This window comes from Methylobacterium sp. GXS13 (assembly GCF_001455965.1).
Classification (GTDB): domain Bacteria; phylum Pseudomonadota; class Alphaproteobacteria; order Rhizobiales; family Beijerinckiaceae; genus Methylobacterium.
The window spans coordinates 87649-107155 of sequence record NZ_LKKO01000018.1 but is presented as its reverse complement, the minus strand read 5'-3'; the positions used below and the strand labels follow the sequence as shown (position 1 = coordinate 107155).

Annotated in this window: 16 protein-coding genes and 1 tRNA gene; 9 read left to right on the top strand and 8 right to left on the bottom strand. The window is 72.0% G+C overall.

The window, feature by feature from the left end; all coding sequences use genetic code 11:
* Positions 1 to 225 precede the first annotated feature (225 nt).
* The 6 genes from AO398_RS05570 (at position 226) to AO398_RS05545 (ending at position 9852) form a co-directional block, all read left to right on the top strand.
* The gene (locus AO398_RS05570; RefSeq protein ID WP_058191032.1) at positions 226 to 1545 is read left to right on the top strand and encodes an MFS transporter; all 1320 of its coding nucleotides are present in this window, start codon (positions 226 to 228) and stop codon (positions 1543 to 1545) included.
* A 278-nt stretch (positions 1546 to 1823) separates the two neighbouring features.
* A complete protein-coding gene (locus AO398_RS05565) occupies positions 1824 to 3188 on the top strand; it encodes a tlde1 domain-containing protein (protein WP_058191031.1) in 1365 nt (454 codons plus the stop codon).
* Positions 3189 to 3292: 104 nt separating this feature from the next.
* Positions 3293 to 4342 carry a CoA ester lyase gene (locus AO398_RS05560; RefSeq protein ID WP_058191030.1) on the top strand — a complete coding sequence of 350 codons (1050 nt, stop codon included), beginning with the start codon at positions 3293 to 3295 and terminating at the stop codon, positions 4340 to 4342.
* Positions 4343 to 4763: 421 nt separating this feature from the next.
* On the top strand, positions 4764 to 5123 hold the full coding sequence (locus AO398_RS05555) for a hypothetical protein (RefSeq protein WP_058191029.1): 360 nt from the start codon (positions 4764 to 4766) through the stop codon (positions 5121 to 5123).
* Between the two features lie 135 nt (positions 5124 to 5258).
* Positions 5259 to 6578, top strand: a complete 1320-nt coding sequence (locus AO398_RS05550) for an efflux RND transporter periplasmic adaptor subunit (protein ID WP_058191028.1) — start codon at positions 5259 to 5261, stop codon at positions 6576 to 6578.
* A 10-nt stretch (positions 6579 to 6588) separates the two neighbouring features.
* Positions 6589 to 9852, top strand: coding sequence for a CusA/CzcA family heavy metal efflux RND transporter (locus tag AO398_RS05545; RefSeq protein ID WP_058191027.1), 3264 nt, complete (start codon positions 6589 to 6591; stop codon positions 9850 to 9852).
* Here the strand turns inward: AO398_RS05545 and AO398_RS05540 are convergent.
* The 8 genes from AO398_RS05540 to AO398_RS05505 form a co-directional block, all read right to left on the bottom strand.
* Positions 9750 to 12929: a CusA/CzcA family heavy metal efflux RND transporter gene (locus AO398_RS05540; RefSeq protein WP_058191026.1), complete on the bottom strand. Its 3180-nt coding sequence runs from the start codon at positions 12927 to 12929 to the stop codon at positions 9750 to 9752. The genes AO398_RS05545 and AO398_RS05540 overlap by 103 nt on opposite strands.
* Positions 12926 to 14353 (bottom strand): efflux RND transporter periplasmic adaptor subunit, encoded by a 1428-nt coding sequence (locus tag AO398_RS05535; protein ID WP_058191025.1) that lies wholly within the window; start codon positions 14351 to 14353, stop codon positions 12926 to 12928. The genes AO398_RS05540 and AO398_RS05535 overlap by 4 nt, the downstream gene beginning before the upstream one ends.
* Positions 14350 to 14715 (bottom strand): FixH family protein, encoded by a 366-nt coding sequence (locus tag AO398_RS05530; protein ID WP_058191024.1) that lies wholly within the window; start codon positions 14713 to 14715, stop codon positions 14350 to 14352. The genes AO398_RS05535 and AO398_RS05530 overlap by 4 nt, the downstream gene beginning before the upstream one ends.
* Before the next feature lie 121 nt (positions 14716 to 14836).
* Entirely contained in the window at positions 14837 to 15262 is a 426-nt protein-coding gene (locus tag AO398_RS05525) for a hypothetical protein (RefSeq protein WP_058191023.1), read from the bottom strand.
* A gap of 170 nt (positions 15263 to 15432) precedes the next feature.
* A complete protein-coding gene (locus AO398_RS05520) occupies positions 15433 to 16083 on the bottom strand; it encodes a carbonic anhydrase (RefSeq protein ID WP_244498673.1) in 651 nt (216 codons plus the stop codon).
* A gap of 326 nt (positions 16084 to 16409) precedes the next feature.
* Entirely contained in the window at positions 16410 to 16814 is a 405-nt protein-coding gene (locus tag AO398_RS05515; protein ID WP_058191021.1) for a DUF393 domain-containing protein, read from the bottom strand.
* Positions 16815 to 17069: 255 nt separating this feature from the next.
* Positions 17070 to 17145 (bottom strand) — tRNA-Ile (locus AO398_RS05510).
* Positions 17146 to 17183: 38 nt separating this feature from the next.
* Entirely contained in the window at positions 17184 to 17849 is a 666-nt protein-coding gene (locus AO398_RS05505; RefSeq protein ID WP_058191051.1) for a DNA-3-methyladenine glycosylase, read from the bottom strand.
* Between the two features lie 239 nt (positions 17850 to 18088).
* Here AO398_RS05505 and AO398_RS05500 point away from each other — a divergent pair, with 239 nt between their 5' ends.
* The 3 genes from AO398_RS05500 (at position 18089) to AO398_RS05490 (ending at position 19315) form a co-directional block, all read left to right on the top strand.
* A complete protein-coding gene (locus tag AO398_RS05500; protein WP_058191050.1) occupies positions 18089 to 18646 on the top strand; it encodes a metallophosphoesterase in 558 nt (185 codons plus the stop codon).
* Between the two features lie 54 nt (positions 18647 to 18700).
* Complete coding sequence (locus AO398_RS05495; RefSeq protein WP_058191020.1) at positions 18701 to 19003, top strand: hypothetical protein; 303 nt, start codon at positions 18701 to 18703, stop codon at positions 19001 to 19003.
* A gap of 72 nt (positions 19004 to 19075) precedes the next feature.
* A complete protein-coding gene (locus AO398_RS05490; protein ID WP_058191019.1) occupies positions 19076 to 19315 on the top strand; it encodes a hypothetical protein in 240 nt (79 codons plus the stop codon).
* Positions 19316 to 19507: the final 192 nt, after the last annotated feature.

The following is a 19507-nucleotide window of genomic DNA, read 5'->3' as shown; positions in this document are numbered from 1 at the left end:
ATCTGTAGCGTAAGCGAAGAAGATCGAAAGTCTACTGTCTGCGACACGGTCGGCCCGCGGGTGCGTTGGGCCTGGCGGTCGGTCCCCGGTCCGGCAGGACCTCTCCTGCCCACCCGGCTCCTCCTGGCGGTGAACCCTCCAGCCGCGACCCGGGGGACGGTCGCGCGGTCGTTGCACACCCGGCCCATCTCTGCTCTCTCTTCCCGAGGCTCAGGAGACGCATGAATGGCAAACCCGGCGCAGGCCACCGGCGCGCCCGAGCCGGTGAAGGCCGCCACAGGCGCCTTCCTCACGCCCCTGTTCACCGACCGGCGCGTCGCCGCGGTGCTCGGGCTCGGCTTCGCCCAGGGCATCCCGTTCCTGCTCGTCTACGCGACGCAATCCGCCTGGCTCGTCCAGGCCAAGGTGCCGCTGGCGACGATCGGGCTGATGAGCGAGCTGACCATCGCGTACAAGCTCAAGTTCCTCTGGGCGCCGTTCCTCGACCGCTACGATGCGCCCCTGTTCGGGCGCTGGCTCGGGCGGCGGCGCGGCTGGATCGTGGTCTCGCAGATCCTGGTGGCGCTGGCGCTGGCCGGGGTGGCCTTCGGCGACCCGGCGAACTGGCTCGCCTGGACGGTGGCCTTCTCGCTGGCGCTCGGAGTGGCGGGCGCGACCCAGGACGTGGTGATCGACGGCTGGCGCATCACCGTCGCGCCGCCCGAGCGCCAGGCACTGATGTCGTCCTGGGCCGAGATCGGCTTCCGGATCGGCAACCTCGCGGCCGGGGCAGGCGCCCTCTACCTGTCCGATGCCTACGGCTGGCGCGTCGCCTACCTGTGCATGGCCGTGCTGCTCGCCCCCGGCACGATCGCGGCGCTGCTGGCCCCGGAGCCGCCCCCCGCGCCGCCGCAGGAGGGCGGTTTCGTCGGGACGGTCTGGGCGCCGATCCGCGACCTGCTCGCCCGCCTCGGACCCCTCGCGGCGGCGGTCCTGGCGCTGGTGGCGGGCTTCCGGATGCCCGGCTACGTCTCGAACGCCATGGCGATCCCGCTGTTCAAGACCTTGGGCTACACCAACACCGACATCGCCACGGTGACGAAGCTGTTCGGCTTCTGGATCGCGCTCGGCGGCACCTTCCTGGCGAGCGCCATCATCCCGCGGATCGGCATGATGGCGAGCCTGCTGATCGGCACCGTGGTGGCCTCGGCCTCGCATCTCGCGCTGGCCTATCTCGCCTGGCACGGCGGCCATGGCGGGGCGGCCTTCTGGACCTTCGCGGTCACGGTCGGGATCGACGGCTTCGCCTACGCCTTCGCGTCGATCGTGCTCATCACCTACATGTCCCGGCTCGCGGCCACCGAGCACGCGGCCAGCCAATACGCCCTGCTGACCTCGCTCTGCGCCCTGCCGGGGAGCGTGCTCGCCGGGTTCTCGGGCTTCGTCATCGAGCAGACCGGGTTCGCGTGGTTCTTCGTCGGCACCGCCCTGATCGGCGTGCCGGTGGCCCTGCTGTGTCTCCTCGTGGCGCGCCGTCACGGGCCCATGGAGGCGCCGGCGGCCTGACGGGCGGCAGGCCGCTTTCCGCGGGCGTCAGTCTTCGGGAGGGCGGCGACCGATGTTCGGACCGATACTCTGGTGTTCCGCGCCGCTTCGACGGGTGTTCCATGTCGGCCCGCGCGAGGCATCCGGGTCTTTAGCCAAGATTAACCATGGGGATGCCTAATGGGCTGGACGGTTGATGTCCTCCCCAGACGGGCAACCCAGGCCACGTGCGCGGAAAAAGCCTCCGCGGGCGAACGGCGGCGGCTGCCAAGTGGGGAAGCGCGTACGCGAGTTCCCGCATGGCCCAGGTTGCGTATTCCCGACCCGCGTACCGCGACGCGGCCCCGATCCCGGCGCTTGCCCAGGCCTTTGCCCCGGCGCCGTACCCGCGCCTCGCCTACGAGACGCCCGACGCGCCCCCGACCCGGGCCCCCTACCCGAGCGCCATGCGGCGCGCCCGCCGCCGCGCCCGGCTGACGGCGCTGATCTCGCTGGCCGCCCTGTCCATGGCCGGCTGGACCGTGCTGACCCTGCCGCACGGCCTGCCGATCACCCTGCCGACCTTCGGGAGCGAGCCCGCTCCGGTGGCCGAGGTGCAGCCCGTCCCCGAAGCCCGGCCCGCGCCGCGGCCGAGCATCGCCTGGATCCTCGATCCGAGCCCGGCTTTGGGCTCGGGCGCCGCCACGGCCTTCGGGGCGCCGCCCCCGGCCGCGTCCTTCCAGGTCGCAGTGGCCGAGCCATCCCCGGCGGTCCGAGAGATCGCCCAGCGGGTCGCCCGCAAGGTGGTCCAGGCCAGGATGGCGTCGGTCGAGCCGGCCCTGGCTCCCGTCGTGCAGGCCCCCGTTGTACGAGCCCCGATCGCGCAGGCTCCTGTCGTTCAGGCCGCTGCCGTGCCCGCCAAGACAGCCGCGCCGGTCCGGATCGCCGCCGTAGAGCCGACGCCCGCGGCCCTCGCGCCGAGCGTCGTTCCGCTCCCGGTCGCCCGGCCGTCCGAGCTGCGGCGCCCGGCCGTGGCTCCGGCCCCTCGGGTCGCCACCCGCGCCCTGCCCCGCACCCGCGACGTGTTCCGCGCCGCCATGGCGGAGGAGCCGTCCTTCCTCGAGAAGCTGTTCGGCGTCGGCGCCGCCGCGCCCCGTTCCGAGCCGCGCCAGGCGCTGGCCTATGCCAGCCCGGACGCCCTGCCCCAGGAGGCCCCGCGCACCCGGATCAGCGCCGCCCCGGAATCGGTCGCCGGCACCGCCGTCTACGACATCAGCGCCCGGACCGTGACCCTGCCCTCCGGCGAGGTGCTGGAGGCCCATTCCGGTCTCGGCGAGGCCATGGACGATCCGCGCTACGTCCATCTGCGCATGCGCGGCTCGACGCCCCCCGCCACCTACGACCTGACCGAGCGCGAGCGCCTGTTCCACGGCGTGCGGGCGATCCGCCTCAACCCGGTGGGCGGCAGCGGCGCCATCCACGGCCGCGACGGCCTGCTCGCCCACACCTACATGCTGCGCCAGCCCGGCGCCTCGAACGGCTGCGTCTCGTTCCGCGACTACAACCGCTTCCTGCAGGCGTTCCTGCGGGGCGAGGTCCGGCGCCTCGTGGTGGTGGCCGGCAGCCGGGGCGACTTCTTCGGCGGCCGGGTCGGCATGGTCGACCGGCCGGGCCGGCGGGGCTGATCTGCGCCGAAAGTCGGAGGGGCGTTCGGCACGGCACGCCTTTACGTGCCCGCCCAAGCCTGCCTTACCGGGGCCAGACGCCAAGCCCTAACAAGAGGCACCCGATGAAACTGCCCCGCCGCTTCTTCCAGCCCCTCGCCACCGGCGCGCCGGCCCCGTTCCGCGAGCTGCCGGTGCGGCTGGAGCGGATGATCCATTTCGTCCCGCCCCACAACGACAAGGTCCGCGCCCGGGTGCCCGAGCTCGCCGGCACCGTCGACGTGGTGCTGGGCAACCTGGAGGATGCGGTCCCCGCCGACCAGAAGGAGGCGGCCCGCAAGGGCTTCGTCGCCCTAGCGCAGGCAACCGACTTCGCCGCCACCGGCACCGGCCTCTGGACCCGGATCAACGCCCTCAACTCGCCCTGGATCTTGGACGACCTGTTCACCATCGTCGCCGAGGTCGGGGACAAGCTCGACGTCGTGATGGTGCCCAAGGTCGAGGGACCGTGGGACATCCACTACGTCGATCAGCTGCTCGCCCAGCTCGAGGCCCGGCACGGGGTGACCAAGCCGATCCTGATCCACGCGATCCTGGAGACCGCCGAGGGCGTGGCCAATGTCGACGCCATCGCGTCGGCCTCCCCGCGGATGCACGGCATGAGCCTCGGGCCGGCGGATCTCGCGGCGTCGCGCGGCATGAAGACCACCCGGGTCGGCGGCGGCCACCCGGATTACCGGGTGCTCAGCGATCCCGCGGGCGACGCGCCCCGGGCCACCGCCCAGCAGGACCTGTGGCACTACACCATCGCCAAGATGGTCGATGCCTGCATGGCCAACGGCCTCAAGGCGTTCTACGGCCCGTTCGGCGATTTCTCCGACGGCGATGCCTGCGAGGCGCAGTTCCGCAACGCCTTCCTGATGGGCTGCGCCGGCGCCTGGACGCTGCATCCGAGCCAGGTGGCGATCGCCAAACGCGTCTTCGCCCCCGACCCCGCCGAGGTCGCCTTCGCGGCCCGCATCGTCGCGGCGATGCCCGACGGCACCGGCGCCGTGATGCTCGACGGCAAGATGCAGGACGACGCCACCTGGAAGCAGGCCAAGGTCATCGTGGATCTGGCCAAGCTGGTCGCCGCGAAGGATCCGGAACTGGCAGCGGTGTATCAGCTGGGGTAGCCCGCGGGCGATGGCGGGGCTTTGCCGCTCGTTTCGGAGAGGGACAATCGCCTGTGAAGACCGCAACGTGCCCGCTCTCCCGTGCGGGCTAGCAGATTCACAGATCGGCTTCGTTCTTTGACAGGCTTCTGAAACGCAACGCGTTTCCCCTCCCCACAAGGGGGAGGAGAGCGCGTCGTGCCGCACCGAAGACGATGCGTGAACATCATAGCCCGTGCGGGCGATGGGGCCTGAGCCGTGTTCGAAGACGTGTGTATCCGCTAGCCCGCAGCGGGAGGAGGAAGACGCACGTGCCTTGCTGGGCCCGCGCTTTCTTCGAGCCTGGGGCCGATCCAAGACCTGTCGCCCTCAGTCGAGCCCCCAACCCCCGGTCGAGGGCGGCCCTTGTGCGTCCGGGGCCGGATCGCCCATAAGAGCCGCGATGGAATCTCGGGTTCGGCATGGGCGCTCGGTGCGCGGCTGGTGGGCGATCGCCGGCCGCATGCTCGCGCTCGTCCTGGCGCTGTCGCTGGCCGGACCGGGCGTCAGCCTCGCATCGGACCTGGCGTTCCACGCGGGCGGCGAGCACGGCCGGAACGTGGGGCCGTCCATCGCGGATGCCGGCGGCGCCGTCGATCCCGGCGTGACCGCACATCTCCATTGCGGTTGCCATCAGGTCGCGCCCCTGGAGACCGGACTTGTTGCCCCGCCGGCGGGGCCAGGCCGGCCCGTCACGGACCGCATCGCCCGCGCCCTGCCCTCCATCATCCCCGACCGACTACCCCGGCCTCCCCGCGCCTGAGCTGACGCCGCCGCTCGTCGGCGCGCGTCCTGTCCGGGCGGCTTTGCAGGCGCCCGGCTCGCCCTCACGCGTCCTCTGAACGGGAGCCATCGGAGCCGCCGTGCGGCTGTGTGCGGTCCCGGCTGGGCAGGCCCCATGCGCATTCTCGTCTCCGCCCTCCTCCTAGCCGCCGGCATCGTCGTCGGCGCGACGGTTCCCACCGTGTCCGGCTTCGTCCGGGACAGCGTCGCGGCGATCGGCCGGGCCGGGCCCGCCGGCAAACCCGGCCCCGCACCGGCCGGGCACGATCACGACCCGCCGCGGGCCGCGTCGTCCGAAGGACCCGGCGATCATGACCCTGACGGTCACGGGCACGGGGAGCATGCCGAGGCCGGCGTGATCCGGATGAGCCCGGAGCAGGTGGCGTCCCAGGACATCACGGTCGCGCCGGTGACGGGCGGGACCCTGGCGCGCCACCTCCTCGTCCCCGGCACGATCACCCCGGATACCGACCGGATCGCCCGGGTCCCGGCCCCGGTGGTCGGGACCGTCGCGGAGATGCGCAAGCGCCTGGGCGATTCCGTCAAGACGAACGAGGTCGTCGCCGTGCTCGACAGCCGGGAGGTCGCCGACGCCAAGAGCGAGTACCTCACCGCCCTGGTCCAGGTCGAACTCCAGACCATCAACTTCGAGCGCCAGCAGAAGCTGCTGGCCTCGCGCTCGGCCTCGGAATCGGCGTTCCAGAGCGCCCGGGCGGCGTTCCTGGAGGCTCAGCTGCGCGCCGACCTGGCCCGCCAGAAGCTGTCGGCGCTCGGGCTCGACGCCGCCGCGGTCGCGGCCGCGCAGAAGCGCGACGAGGCGACCCCGACCCTCTCGACCCTGCGCCGCTACGAGCTTCGGGCGCCGCTCGCCGGCCGCGTGGTCGAGCGCCGGGTCGATGTCGGCTCGGCGGTGGGCAAGGAGGGCGACCCGGCCGATGTCTATCTCGTGGCCGACCTCTCTACGGTCTGGATCGAGCTGTCGGTGCCGACCCTCGACCTCGCCCAGGTGCAGGAGGGGGCGCGGGTCACCGTCACCCCGAGCCGGGAGGGGGGCGATCGCCGCGCGGAGGGGCGGGTGATCTTCGTGAGCCCGTTCCTCAACCCGGAGACGCGCTCGGCCCGGGTCGTGGTCGCCCTGCCCAATGCCGACTTGGCTTGGCGGCCCGGTACCTTCGTGACTGCCGAACTCGAGATCGCCCGGGAGGATGTGCCGGTCCGGGTACCCAAGGCGGCCCTCCAAACCGTGGCGGGCACGCGGGTGGTCTTCGTGCGCAATCCCGATGGCTTCGCGATGCGCGCGGTCGAGCTCGGGCGCGCCGACGATGAATCCTACGCGGTCACCGCCGGGCTCGCGCCGGGCGAGGCCATCGCGGTGGGCAATACCTTCCTGCTGAAGGCCGAGCTCGGCAAGGCCGAAGCCGGCCACGACGATTGAGGCGCCGGACATGCTCAGCCGCATCCTCGACGTTTCGATCCGCCAGCGCTGGCTGGTCCTGCTCCTCGTGCTGCTGGCGGCGGGCTTCGGCGCCACGGCGCTGACCCGGCTGCCGATCGACGCGGTCCCGGACATCACCAACAACCAGGTCCAGATCAACACCCTCGCCCCGGCTTTGTCGCCGGTGGATATCGAGCGCCAGGTGACCTACCCGGTCGAGACCGCGCTCGCCGGCATCAAGGGCCTCGACCACACCCGCTCGCTCTCGCGCAACGGCTTCTCGCAGGTCACCGCGGTCTTCGACGAGGGGCTCGACATCTACTTCGCCCGCCAGCAGGTCGCCGAGCGCCTGTCCCAGGTGAAGGGGGACCTGCCGCCCGGGGCCGAGCCGCATATGGGCCCGATCTCGACCGGCTTGGGCGAGATCTACATGTGGTCGGTCCATTACGCGAAGCCCGGCGAACGGGATGTGGCGGCCGCGGGCCGGCCGGGCTGGCAGCCGGACGGCAGCTACCTGACCCCGGAGAGCCAGCGCCTCGCCACCGCGCTGGAGCAGAACGCCTATCTGCGCACGGTCCAGGACTGGATCATCCGGCCCCAGATCCGGACCGTGCCGGGGGTGGCCGGCGTCGACGGCATCGGCGGCTACGAGAAGCAGTACCACGTCCAGCCGGACCCGACGAAGCTGACCGCCCTCGACCTGTCCTTCGCGGACGTCGTCCGGGCGCTCGAGGCCAACAACGCCAACCAGGGCGCCCGCTACCTGGAGGATAACGGCGAGGGCTACGTCGTGCGCGCCGCCGGCCGCCTGGAGAGCATGGAGGCGATCGCCGACGTGGTGGTGGCCACCCGCGGCGGCGTGCCGGTGCGGGTCCGGGACGTCGCCGCCCTGCGGTTCGGGCGTGAATTGCGCACCGGCTCGGGCAGCAAGGACGGCCGGGAGGCCGTGATCGGCACCGCGCTGATGCGGATCGGCGAGAACAGCCGCACCGTTGCCGCCGCGGTCGACGCGCGCATGGTCCAGATCCGCCGCACGCTGCCCCCCGGGATCGTGGTGCAGACGGTGCTGGACCGGACAATCCTGGTCGAGGCCACGATCCGCACGGTGGCCCGGAACCTCGCCGAGGGCGCGGCCCTGGTGATCGCGGTCCTGTTCCTGCTGCTCGGCAACGTCCGGGCCGCCCTGGTCGCGGCCCTGGTGATCCCGGTCGCCATGCTGATGACCATCACCGGCATGGTCGAGGCAAAAATCTCGGCCAACCTGATGAGCCTTGGCGCCCTGGATTTCGGGCTGATCGTCGACGGGGCGGTGATCATCACCGAGAATGCCCTTCGCCACCTCGCCGAGCGCCAGCACGCGCTGGGGCGCCGGCTCGACCTGGAGGAGCGCCTCGAGACGGTCCGGGCCTCGGCCGAGGAGATGATCCGTCCGTCCCTCTACGGGCAGGCGATCATCATCCTGGTCTACGCGCCGCTCCTGACCTTCACGGGGGTCGAGGGCAAGATGTTCGAGCCGATGGCACTGACCGTGATCCTTGCGCTGGCCTGCGCGTTCCTGCTGTCGCTGACCTTCGTACCGGCCCTGATCGCCATCGTGATCACCGGCCGGGTCACCGAGGCCGACAACCCGCTGATCCGGGGCCTGAAGGCCGCCGCCCGGCCGCTGCTCGCCGGGGCGATCCGGGCGCCGGCGCCGTTCCTCGGGGCGGCCCTGCTGCTGCTCGCCGGGGCGGCGCTCCTGTCCACCCGGCTCGGCACCGAGTTCATCCCCCGCCTCGACGAGAAGAGCATCGCGCTCAACGCCAGCCGGATCCCCTCGACCTCCCTGACCCAGTCGCAGGCGATGCAGCTCAAGGTCGAGCAGGTCGTTGCGGCCTTCCCGCAGGTGGCCACGGTCTTCTCGAAGACCGGCACCGCCGAGATCGCCTCCGACCCGATGCCGCCGAGCGCCTCGGACACCTTCGTGATCCTGAAGCCGCAGGCGGATTGGCCCGATCCCACGCTCACCAAGGCGGCCCTGCAGGAGCAGATCGAGGCGGCGGTCGGGGCGCTCGCCGGCAACGTCTACGAATTCTCCCAGCCGATCCAGCTGCGCTTCAACGAGCTGCTGGCCGGGACCCGGGGTGACCTCGCCGTCAAGGTGTTCGGCGACGCCTTCGAGCCGATGCTGAAGACCGCCAACCAGATCGCCGCGATCCTGCGCGGCATCGACGGCGCCGACGACGTCAAGGTCGAGCAGATCGCCGGGCTGCCGTTCTTCGAGATCGGGATCGACCGGACCGAGGCGGCGCGGCTGGGCCTGAGCACGAGCGCGATCCAAGAGGTGATCGGCGCCGCGATCGGCGGCCGGGACGCCGGCTACGTGTTCGAGGGCGACCGGCGCTTCCCGATCGTGGTTCGCCTGACCGACGCCGTCCGGGAGGACCGCGAGGCCCTGGAGAACCTGCCCGTCCCCCTGCCCCCGGGGCCGAACGGCAAGGTCGCCTCCGTGCTCCTGCGGCAGGTCGCCAGCTTCTCGGTGACCGAGGGGCCGAACCAGATCTCGCGGGAGAACGGCCGGCGGCGCGTCGTCGTCACCGCCAATGTCCGTGGCCGGGATATCGGCTCGCTGGTGGCGGAGGCGGAGACGAAGGTCGGCGAGCAGGTCGCGCTGCCGGCCGGCTCCTCCGTGACCTGGGGCGGCCAGTTCGAGAACCTCGCCTCGGCCCGGCGGCGCCTGACCCTGGTGGTGCCGGCCTGCTTCGTCCTGATCTTCCTGCTGCTGACCTCGGCGCTGGCCAGCGCCCGCGACGCGCTGCTGGTGTTCTCCGCCGTGCCCCTGGCACTCACAGGCGGGATCGCGGCGCTGTGGCTGCGGGGCATGCCGCTGTCGGTGCCGGCCGCCGTCGGGTTCATTGCGCTCTCGGGCGTGGCGGTGCTGAACGGCCTGGTGATGCTGACCTTCATCAAGCAGCTGGTCGCCCAGGGCCGGCTCCTGCGGGCGGCGATCCTGGAGGGGGCCCTGACCCGGCTGCGGCCGGTGGCCATGACGGCACTCGTCGCCTCGCTGGGCTTCGTCCCGATGGCGCTGGCCACCGGTACGGGTGCGGAGGTGCAGCGGCCGCTGGCCACCGTGGTGATCGGCGGCCTGATCAGCGCGACCCTGCTGACCCTGGTGGTCCTGCCGGCCCTCTACGCCCGGTTCGGAAGGGCCGAGCGGGCCGCGGCCCCGTCCGGGGCAGAGCCCGGCAGGTCGGCCTCCGCCGGCAGGCCGCGGCCCTTGATCAGGCCGTAGACCGCTGGGATCACGATCAGGGTCAGCAGCGTCGAGGAGGCCATGCCGCCGATCATCGGCACGGCGATCCGCTGCATCACCTCGGAGCCCGCGCCGGTGCTCCACAGGATCGGCACCAGGCCGGCCATGATCGCCACCACGGTCATCATCTTCGGGCGGACCCGCTCCACCGCCCCGACCATGATGGCGGCGCGCAGGTCTTCCCGTGTGAAGGGCCGCCCGGCCCGCGCGGCCGCCGCGCGCCGCTCGGTGAGCGCCTGGTCGAGATAGACCAGCATCAGGATCCCGGTCTCGGCGGCGACGCCGGCCAGCGCGATGAAGCCCACCGCCACGGCAACCGACAGGTGGAAGCCCAACGCCCACATCAGCCAGACGCCACCCACCAGCGCGAAGGGCAGCGACAGCAGCACGATCAGCGTCTCGGTCACCCGGCGGAACACCAGGTAGAGTAGCAGGACGATCACCATCAGGGTCGCCGGCACGACGATCCGCAGCCGCGCCTCGGCCCGCTCCAAGGCCTCGAACTGGCCGCTCCATTGCAGCGTCATGCCCTCCGGCAGTGGCACCGCGCGGGCCACCACGTCCCGCGCCTCTCCGACGTAGCCGCCGAGGTCGCGCCCGGCGATGTCGACGTAGAGGTAGAGGGCGAGCCGCCCGTTCTCGGTGCGGATCGATGTCGGCCCGCGCGCGAGCTGGATCGACGCGACCGCGCCGAGCGGCACGGTCCCGCCGGTGGGCAGCGCCACCTGGACGTCGCCGGCGATGGCCTGCGGGTCGGACCGGAGGGCGCGCGGGTAGCGCACAGTGACGCCGTAGCGCTCGCGCCCCTCCACGGTGGTGGTGACGGTGGCCGCGCCGAGCGCCGTGGCGACCACGTCCTGGACGTCGCCGACGCTGAGCCCGTAGCGGCCGAGCGCCTCCCGGTCCGGGGTGATGTCGAGGAACGTGCCGCCCACGACCCGCTCGGCATAGGCGCTCGTCGTGCCCGGCACCGTGCGGAGCGCCGCCTCCACCGCCCGGGCGACCGTTTCCATCGCCGAGAGATCGGTGCCGAACAGCTTGATCCCCACGGGGGTGCGGATGCCGGTGGCGAGCATGTCGATCCGGGCGCGGATCGGCTGGGTCCAGGCGTTGGACACGCCGGGAAACTGCAGCGCCTTGTCCATCTCGGCCCGCAGGCTCGCGAGCGTCACCCCGGGCCGCCACGCCTCCGGGGCTTTGAGCCGGATGATCGTCTCGAACATCTCCAGCGGCGCCGGATCGGTCGCGGTGCCGGCGCGGCCCGCCTTGCCGTAGACCGAGGCGACCTCCGGAAACGTCTTGATGATCCGGTCCTGGGTCGCCAGCAGCTCCGCCGCCTTGGTGACGGAGAGGCCCGGCAGGGTGGTGGGCATGTAGAGCAGCGTGCCCTCGTTGAGCTCGGGCATGAATTCCGAGCCGAGCTGGCGCGCCGGCCAGAGCGTGGCGGCGAGCACCCCGAGAGCCAGGAGGAGCGTCAGGATCCGGGCCCGCAGCACCGCGGCGATCAGCGGGCGGTAGGCTCCGACCAGGAGGCGGTTCACCAGGTTGCGGTGCTCCGGCACGATCCGGCCGCGCACGAACAGGATCATCAGCGCCGGCACCAGGGTCACCGACAGGAGCGCGGCGGCGGCCATCGCGAAGGTCTTGGTGAAGGCGAGCGGCCCGAACAGCCGGCCCTCCTGGCTCTCCAGGGTGAAGATCGGCAGGAACGAGACCGTGATCACCAGGAGGGACAGGAACAGAGACGGCCCGACCTCGGCGGCGGCCTCGACCAGGATCTCGGCCCGGGGGCGGTCCGGGGGCGCGCGCTCCAGGTGCTTGTGGGCGTTCTCGATCATGACGATGGCGGCGTCGATCATCGCCCCGACCGCGATGGCGATGCCGCCCAGACTCATGATGTCGGCGCTCAGCCCCAGGGCGCGCATGGCCGAAAACGCCATCAGGATCGCGACCGGCAGCATCAGGATCGCCACCAGCGCGCTGCGCAGGTGCAGCAGGAACACCACGCAGACCAGCGCGACGATGGCGCATTCCTCGACCAGGGTGTGGGTCAGCGTCGCGATGGCGGCGTCGATGAGCTGCGACCGGTCGTAGACCGGCACGATCTCGGTCCCGGCCGGCAGGCTCTTGGCGATCTCGGCCAAACGATCCTTGACGCTGGCGATGACGGCGCGGGCGTTCGCCCCGAAGCGCTGCACCACGATGCCGCCGGCGACCTCGCCCTCGCCGTCGAGCTCGGCGATCCCGCGCCGCTCGTTGGGTCCGATCTCCACCCGGGCGACGTCGCGCACCCGCACCGGCGTGCCGTTGTCGCTCTTGAGCACGACGGCGCCGAGATCCTGGGGGCCCTTGAGATAGCCCCGGCCGCGCACCACCACCTCGAACTCGGACAGCTCGATCGTGCGGCCGCCGATCTCGGCGTTGCTCGCCCGGATGGCATCGCGCAGGCGGTTCAGGCCGATGCCCTGCGCCCGCAGGCGGTTCGGATCGACCACCACGCTGTACTGCTTGACGAAGCCGCCCACCGGAGCGACCTCCGCCACCCCCTCCCCGCGCGAGGCGGCGAACCGGACCACCCAATCCTGCAGGGACCGGAGTTCGGCCAAAGTCCGCTGCCGGGCCAGGATCACGTATTGGTAGACCCAGCCGATGCCGGTGGCGTCGGGTCCGAGCGTCGGGGTCACCCCGGCGGGCAGGCGGCTGGCCGGGCCGTTGAGGGATTCGAGCACCCGCGAGCGCGCCCAGTACGGGTCGGTGCCGTCCGCGAAGATGATCGTGACGAACGAGACCCCGAACATCGAGACCCCGCGCACCACCTTGGAGCGCGGCACCGTCAGCATGGCGGTGGTCAGCGGGTAGGTGACCTGGTCCTCGACCACCTGCGGCGCCTGGCCCGGATACTCGGTGTAGACGATGGTCTGCACGTCCGAGAGGTCGGGGATGGCATCGAGCGGCAGGGTGCGCAGGGCCTGGATGCCCCCCGCCACCGCGAAGACGGTGCCGATCAGGACGAGCACACGGTTGCGCGCCGACCAGGCGATCAGCCGGGCGATCATCGCCCTCCCTCCCCTGCAGCCGGCGGGGCGGCGAGGCTGGCCAGGGCGGCCTTCAGGTTGCTCTCGGCGTCGATCAAAAAATTCGCCGCGGTGACGACCCGCTCGCCGGCCCGGAGGCCCGCGCGGATCTCGACATAGCCGTCGCCGCGCCGCCCGATCTCCACCGCCCGGGGCGCGAACCGGCCCTCCCCGGCCTCGATCAGCACCGCCTGGCGCGATCCGGTCTCGATCACGGCTTCCTCCGGCACCGCCACCACCGGCTCGGTGGCGCCCGTGGCGATCTCCACATCCGCAAACATGTCGGGCAGGAGCAGCCCGTCCGGGTTCGGCAATTCGATCCGGATGCGGGTCGAACGGGTCTCCCGGTTCACCTGCGGGTAGATCACCTCCACCCGGCCGGTGAGGCTGCGGCCGGGCACCCGCACGGTGGCGGCCTGGCCGACGCGGATGCCGGCGAGGTCGTGCTCCGGCACGTCGGCCAGGACCCAGATCCGCGACAGGTCGGCGATCCGGAACAGGGTGTCCCCGGCCGCGGCCTTCATGCCCTCAATGGCCCGCCGTTCAAGCACCAGCCCGTCCCGGGGTGAGGCCCAGGTGATGGCGCGGGGCACCGTGCGAGTGCGTTCCATCTCGGCGATCACCGCCTCGGAGACGTTGAGATTGCGGATCCGCCGGCGGGCGCCGTCGAAGCCCGGATTGGCGATCAGCTGCGCGGCGGCGGCGTTGATCTCCGGCGCGTAGACCGAGAGGAGGGGCTGGCCCTGCCGGACCCGGTCGCCGGTGGTGACGTCCTCGACATGGTCGACATAGGCGTCGGCCCGGGTCGCCACCACGGTGACCCGGCGCTCGTCCAGCGCCACGGTGCCGGGCACCCGGACCGGCCGCGACACGACCCGGCGCTCGACCACGGCGCTGCGCACGCCGGTGCGCTGGATCCGGCCCGGCGAGACCGTGACGGTGCTCGGGTCCGGATCGTCGCCGTCATAGACGGGGATGTAGTCCATCCCCATCGCGTCCTTCTTGGGCACCGGCGAGGTGTCGGGCAGGCCCATCGGGTTGCGGTAGTAGCGCACCGCTCGATCAGGCGTGGCAGGCCCGCCGCCCTCCCCCGCCGGGACGGAAGGTTCATCCGCGTCGGGCCGGTCGAAGCGCAGATCCTCGCTGGCCCGGACGGCCCGGAACAGGCGCCCGTCCCCCGTCATCATCGGCGACAGCGAGTAGACCGGCTTGCCGTCCGGATCCTGGTAATAGACCACCGGCCCCGCAGGCTTCGGCGCGGCAGCCGGAGCCTGTGAGGCGAAGCCCGCCCAGGCGCGGGCGACGGACAGGGGCGTTGCGCCGTCGCTCACGCGCCCCGCCCCATAGCCGGTGCCCCCCGCCGCCAGGGCGGCGAGGGTCCCGGCCAGCCAGGCCGCGCGGCTCACGGTACGGCCCGGACGACGAGCTTATCGCTCACCGTGCCGGTCTCGCCCTGGACCTTGGCCCCAAGCGACAGCCGCCAGCCGCCCGCCATGGTGAGCTGGGTCTTGAACCGGTAGAGGCCGGGCTCCGTGGACGGGAGCTGCGCCAGGGTCGAGGTCATCTCGTCCATGCTGTCGGGGGCCATGTCGATGCGCTTGGCGAAGATCACCGCGTCGGTGACGGGCTCGCCGCTGCGCGTGTCGACCAGGCGGACCGTCAGGACGGCCTCGCCGACCTTGGCCTCCCGGGTGACGAGCTCGAACCGGTAATCCGCCGGGGCAGCCCGCGCCGGGACGGACAGGGTGGCGCCGACGAGCGCGGCCATGCCGGCGCGCGCCCAGGATTGGGCAACAGAGTGAAAGGTCACGAAAAAATCTCCTGAACCACGATGGCCGGCCGAACGGGCGTGCGGCCTCACGCGGGCCTTGCGGCCCGCTTCATCGGGGTCAGGCTCGGGGCGGCTCGGGTGGCGGCGTCCCGGTGACGCTGGCGAAGCCCTCGGCGCGGCGCGCGAACGCGGCCGTCCCGGTGGCGAGCGGCACCGGCAGGCCAATCCCGGAGGGCGGCAGGGAGGCGAGGCTGCCGAGGCACAGGGCCATCAGCGGGCAGCCCTTGAGGCAGCCCTTTGCGCCATCGGCAGGGTGGTCCGCCGGCGTCGCAGCCTCGGGCGGGCAGCATGGCATGGCGTCCATCGCCGCCATGTCCATCGAAGCCATCGCGGGGCCATGCTCGTGCAACACAGGAGCCTGATCCGCCTGGACCATCGGCGCATGCATGCCGGCGACCGCCGCCGGGGCGGCGACCGGTGTCAGGGCAAGGCTCAGAACCGCCAGGAGCGGAAGCAGCCGCCGAAGGGCCAACCAGAGGATCACGGCGTTAGGATGCCAGCTTTCGCGGCTGGGCGGAAGCGCTTCGGTGGATGTTCGGCGCGACCGAACCAGGGCCGATCGCAGCAGCCCGGAGTCAAGGACGGGCGCCCGCGGGCGGCTCGGCGCATGTCGGGACGGAGGTCGCTCGCCGGCGAAGCGGGCGAGCGACCCCGCTACCCTTCGTTGAAGAAATCCACGTTGCCCGTATCCAGGCTGTAGGCGGCGCCGACCACGCGCAGCTTGCCGGTCTTCTGCGGGTCGGTGAGAAGCGGCTCGGCGGCCGAGCGCAGGCGCATCACCGTGCGATCGACGTTGGCGCGGACCGCGTTCTCCACGAGGTCGCCCGGCTTGTCCCGGACCGTCAGGACCGCGGGCACGATCGGCTCGATCATCTGGCCGATGGCCCCCGGGAAGGTGGTGTTGTTCCGGATCACGCTCACGGCGGCCTCGACGGCCCCGCAGCGACTGTGGCCCATCACCAGGATCAAGGGAACGCCGAGCTGCGCCACGGCATACTCGATCGACCCCAGCGCCGTCGTGTCGACCGTGTTGCCGGCATTGCGCACGATGAACAGCTCGCCGAGGCCGCGACCGAACAGGATCTCCGGCGAGACACGGCTGTCGGAGCAGCTCACCAGCACGCAGAAGGGCGTCTGCCCGAGCGCGATTTCGATGCGGCGCTCACGCCCCTGAGCGGAGCGCACCGGCGAGTCGGTGAGATAGTTGGTGTTGCCGTCCTTGAGCGCCTGGAGCGCCTGATCCGGCGTCATGTCGGTCTTCTTGGTGCTCGGCGCGGCAGCCCGGGCCGGGTGCGGCGTCGTCATCGCGGCGATCATCCCCGCGCCGAGACTGCAGCCGCATCCGAGAAGGTGCCGACGGCTCAGCATGTGCGTCATCGCGTTTCCCCTGGCCATCCCTGACGCCGTCAGTGCGCGCGCCGGATGAGAACCACACTGGCAACGATCCGGTCCCGATGGCCAATCCAGTCTTGGCCGCGCAAGGCCGCTTCCCGTGACATCATCTGCGTTTGTTACGCGGTCGGTCACAGGTTCGGCCGCATCGCGCGCCGGAGAGGTCTCATGAAATCGGGCTCCCGGAGATCCGCTGCGCGTTCCCGCAGTCATCGTCCGCGGAATGCGAAGTCACGGGTTCAGCGGTGCCGGCGGGCGACCAGCCGTGCCAGCCGTGGCCGCAGGGGCAGCGACAGTCGATAGGCCGCCTCCGCCAGCGGCAGGACGAGGGGCAGCCCGAAGACGCGCACCTCGACGAGGCGGCTGAGCCAGCGCCAATTCGGCAGGACCCGCCACAGCCGCGCGAACGCCGCCGCGCCCGACACCAGCCGACCGTCGGCGCCCCGCACGTGGAAGCGCCGCAGCGCGTCGCCCCGATCGAGATCCGGCCCGAGACCGACCTGCGGCGCGTCGCGCCCGACATCGACGAAGGCGATCCGCTCCGCCCCCCGGCAGTGCTGATAATGGCCGATCTCGGCCCGGCAGAGGGGACAGCCGCCATCGTAGTAGACAGTCAGGTCGGAGCCCATCGGATCAGTGCTCATGGTTTGCAGGGCGACGCCGCGCCCCGCGCCCGAGGCAGGAAAGGTGCGGCCGTCCGCGACCGGGTTTCGGTGCGGACTTCGAGGGAACGCCGGAGTGCCCGGATCGCCGCGTGAGCGGACGCTGTCTCAGGGTCGCAGATCGTCCGGCCTGTGGTCATGGGAGGCTGGGCCGAGGCCGTGCGAGGCCGCGAGAGCTGGGGTGCGGGCCGGGCCGGGCCGGAAACCCTGTCGTGCGCTGGTCCTTGGCAAAACGGGTGGTGGGCCCGGCAGGACTCGAACCTGCAACCAGACCGTTATGAGCGGTCGGCTCTAACCATTGAGCTACAGGCCCTGCGCCCGCGAAACGGATAGCCGATCGGGGGACGTCCGTCACCCGGATTCCGTCGTAGAGCGGGGGCGCCGGAGGCGGCGGGTGGGGAGGCTTGGCGGCTCGGCCGGGGTGGTGTCCTTGATGCGCCACAGGTAGCGGGCGAGGATCGAGCGGTAGGGCGCGAATGGGGCCGCGAGGGCGCGCGTGTCGGTGCCGCCGGTGAGCCGGCGCAGGCAGCCCACCGCCGCGACATCGCCCTCGGGCCAGATGTCGGGATCGTGGAAATGGAAGATGCCGACCATGTCGGCGGTCCAGGGGCCGACCCCGCGGATGCCGCACAGGATCGCGGCGCGCTCGGAATGGGGCAGGCCGACAAGCCCAGGGCCGAGCAGACCCGCCGCCTCGGCGGCGACGATCGCCTGAAGGGCACGGACCTTGTTGCCAGAGATCCCGCAAGCCCGCAGCAACGCTGGGTCGCCGACCTCGAATAGCCCGCGTGGGCTCCAACCCGCCGCCGCCGCGGCGGCCTCGACCCGCGCCCAGATCGCCGCCGCGGCCCGGGTGGAGAGCTGTTGGTTCACGACCTCGACGAACAGCCGGTCGGCCACGCAGGCCTGCAACGGCGGCTCGATCCGGGACGGGCCGGCCTGCCGGATTGCGGCTTCCAGAGGCGGATGAGCGCGGGCGGCGTCGAGCAGGTGCGCGTAGGCGGCAGGGTCGAGCATCGCGGCCAAGATAGGGAGGGGCCCGAGCGCCGGGCAATCGGGTGCGGCCTCAAGGCCTTCGACCAGGGTGCGCCGCCGCTTCGTCCCGAAAGCCCCGAAGCCACCGTCCGGGACGATGCTCCGTTCCGTGAGCCGCGGCCACGATGCCGCGCAAGCCTTGCCGGGCGCTCGCGCCGGTCCACCTCGGAGCGGCGCCGGATGCGACGGTGGGTTTGGACGGGACTCGCGGATTCGGCCTCATGGCGATCTTCTTCATCGCGGACACGCATTTCGGCGACCCGCACATCCTCCGCCATCGCGGGGCGCGGTACGACAGCATCGCGGCGCATGACGCGGCCCTGGTCGACGCCTGGAACGCTGTGGTCGGTCCGGAGGACATGGTCTGGCATCTCGGCGACTTCGCCGCGGGGGCGAGCCGCGAGCATTGCGCCGCGATGTTCGCGCAGCTCAACGGCATCAAGCGCCTGATCCGGGGCAACCACGATTCGAACCGCGTGCTCGACCTGCCCTGGGCCGAGCCCCCCATGGAGAGTGCCCGGATCTCGGTCCCGGACGCGCGGGGCCGGGAGCACCGTCTGTTCCTGTCGCATTACGCGCACCGGGCCTGGCCCGGCCTGTGGCGGGAGACCCGCCATCTCTACGGCCACAGCCACGGCTGGCTGCCCGATACCAGCCGCTCCTGCGATGTCGGGGTCGATGCCTGGGACGACCGCCCGATCGCCATCGACGCCATCCTGGACCGCCAGGACGCGGCCGAGCTGGTCCCGGAGGAGATCGCCCGCCACGGGCTGCGCTGACCTCCGCGGCGCATGCGCTATGTCAGAGGCGATCGAAGACCGCGCGAGGCCGCCATGACCGTACCCCCTGCCCCGCTCGACTGGGCCGCGACAGCTACGAAAGCCGCCGCGCAGGCCGCCGTCGAACTCGGCCTCGGAAGCGCCGCCTTAGCCGGCCTGGACGCGCAGGCCTGGGGGCGGATCCGCGGGCGCACTGCCGAGATCCTGGCCGTGCAGGGCAGCCCCCTGCCGCCGGATTGGGAGCGCACTCTGGCCCGGGCTCTGGGCCGCGCCGACGCGGATGCCCTGGCCCGCGACGAGGCCGACACAGTCCTCGCCGAGAAGGGCGAAGTGTTCGCGCCCGAGGACGACGCATAGAACTGGGGGCTGCCTGAGACTTCCTGGCGCCGGGTGGTTGCCGTCGCGCCCCTCCAGACCGATGTAGGCGGGATGCCACAGCCCGACCATCAGCGCGCCGCTCCGAGATCCGCGCCCCGGACCGCCCCCGCGGCCCTGCGGGTATTCCCGGTCGCGAGCGGCGCCCCGGCCCTCGACGCGCAGACACGGATGCGGCTCGGCCGCCAGCTGCAAGCGCTCTATGATCCGGTGATCGACGAGGCGCTGGATCCGAGGCTGGCGGAACTGCTGCACCAGCTCGACGCAGACCGGGCGGACGACGCGACGCGCTGACGCGTATGTCTCGAAGGGGCTCCCGTCGGTGGATCGGGGGGATGTCACACCGACGGGAGCTGAGCCGGGACGACGGATCGACCCAACCCGCCCTATGTCGCCCGGGAATCAGCCCGGGCGCCTTCACTTAAGTCAAATTTTTGGGTGAATACAGAGGCGGATCCACTGAAGACGGGTATTCGCCGGTGGATA

Coding starts and splice junctions, on each gene's coding strand:
- AO398_RS05570 (WP_058191032.1), top strand. CDS start 226: ATGGCAAACCCGGCGCAGGCCACCGGCGCGCCCGAGCCGGTGAAGGCC.
- AO398_RS05565 (WP_058191031.1), top strand. CDS start 1,824: ATGGCCCAGGTTGCGTATTCCCGACCCGCGTACCGCGACGCGGCCCCG.
- AO398_RS05560 (WP_058191030.1), top strand. CDS start 3,293: ATGAAACTGCCCCGCCGCTTCTTCCAGCCCCTCGCCACCGGCGCGCCG.
- AO398_RS05555 (WP_058191029.1), top strand. CDS start 4,764: ATGGAATCTCGGGTTCGGCATGGGCGCTCGGTGCGCGGCTGGTGGGCG.
- AO398_RS05550 (WP_058191028.1), top strand. CDS start 5,259: ATGCGCATTCTCGTCTCCGCCCTCCTCCTAGCCGCCGGCATCGTCGTC.
- AO398_RS05545 (WP_058191027.1), top strand. CDS start 6,589: ATGCTCAGCCGCATCCTCGACGTTTCGATCCGCCAGCGCTGGCTGGTC.
- AO398_RS05540 (WP_058191026.1), bottom strand. CDS start 12,929: ATGATCGCCCGGCTGATCGCCTGGTCGGCGCGCAACCGTGTGCTCGTC.
- AO398_RS05530 (WP_058191024.1), bottom strand. CDS start 14,715: ATGGCCGCGCTCGTCGGCGCCACCCTGTCCGTCCCGGCGCGGGCTGCC.
- AO398_RS05520 (WP_244498673.1), bottom strand. CDS start 16,083: ATGACGACGCCGCACCCGGCCCGGGCTGCCGCGCCGAGCACCAAGAAG.
- AO398_RS05515 (WP_058191021.1), bottom strand. CDS start 16,814: ATGAGCACTGATCCGATGGGCTCCGACCTGACTGTCTACTACGATGGC.
- AO398_RS05505 (WP_058191051.1), bottom strand. CDS start 17,849: ATGCTCGACCCTGCCGCCTACGCGCACCTGCTCGACGCCGCCCGCGCT.
- AO398_RS05500 (WP_058191050.1), top strand. CDS start 18,089: ATGGCGATCTTCTTCATCGCGGACACGCATTTCGGCGACCCGCACATC.
- AO398_RS05495 (WP_058191020.1), top strand. CDS start 18,701: ATGACCGTACCCCCTGCCCCGCTCGACTGGGCCGCGACAGCTACGAAA.
- AO398_RS05490 (WP_058191019.1), top strand. CDS start 19,076: ATGCCACAGCCCGACCATCAGCGCGCCGCTCCGAGATCCGCGCCCCGG.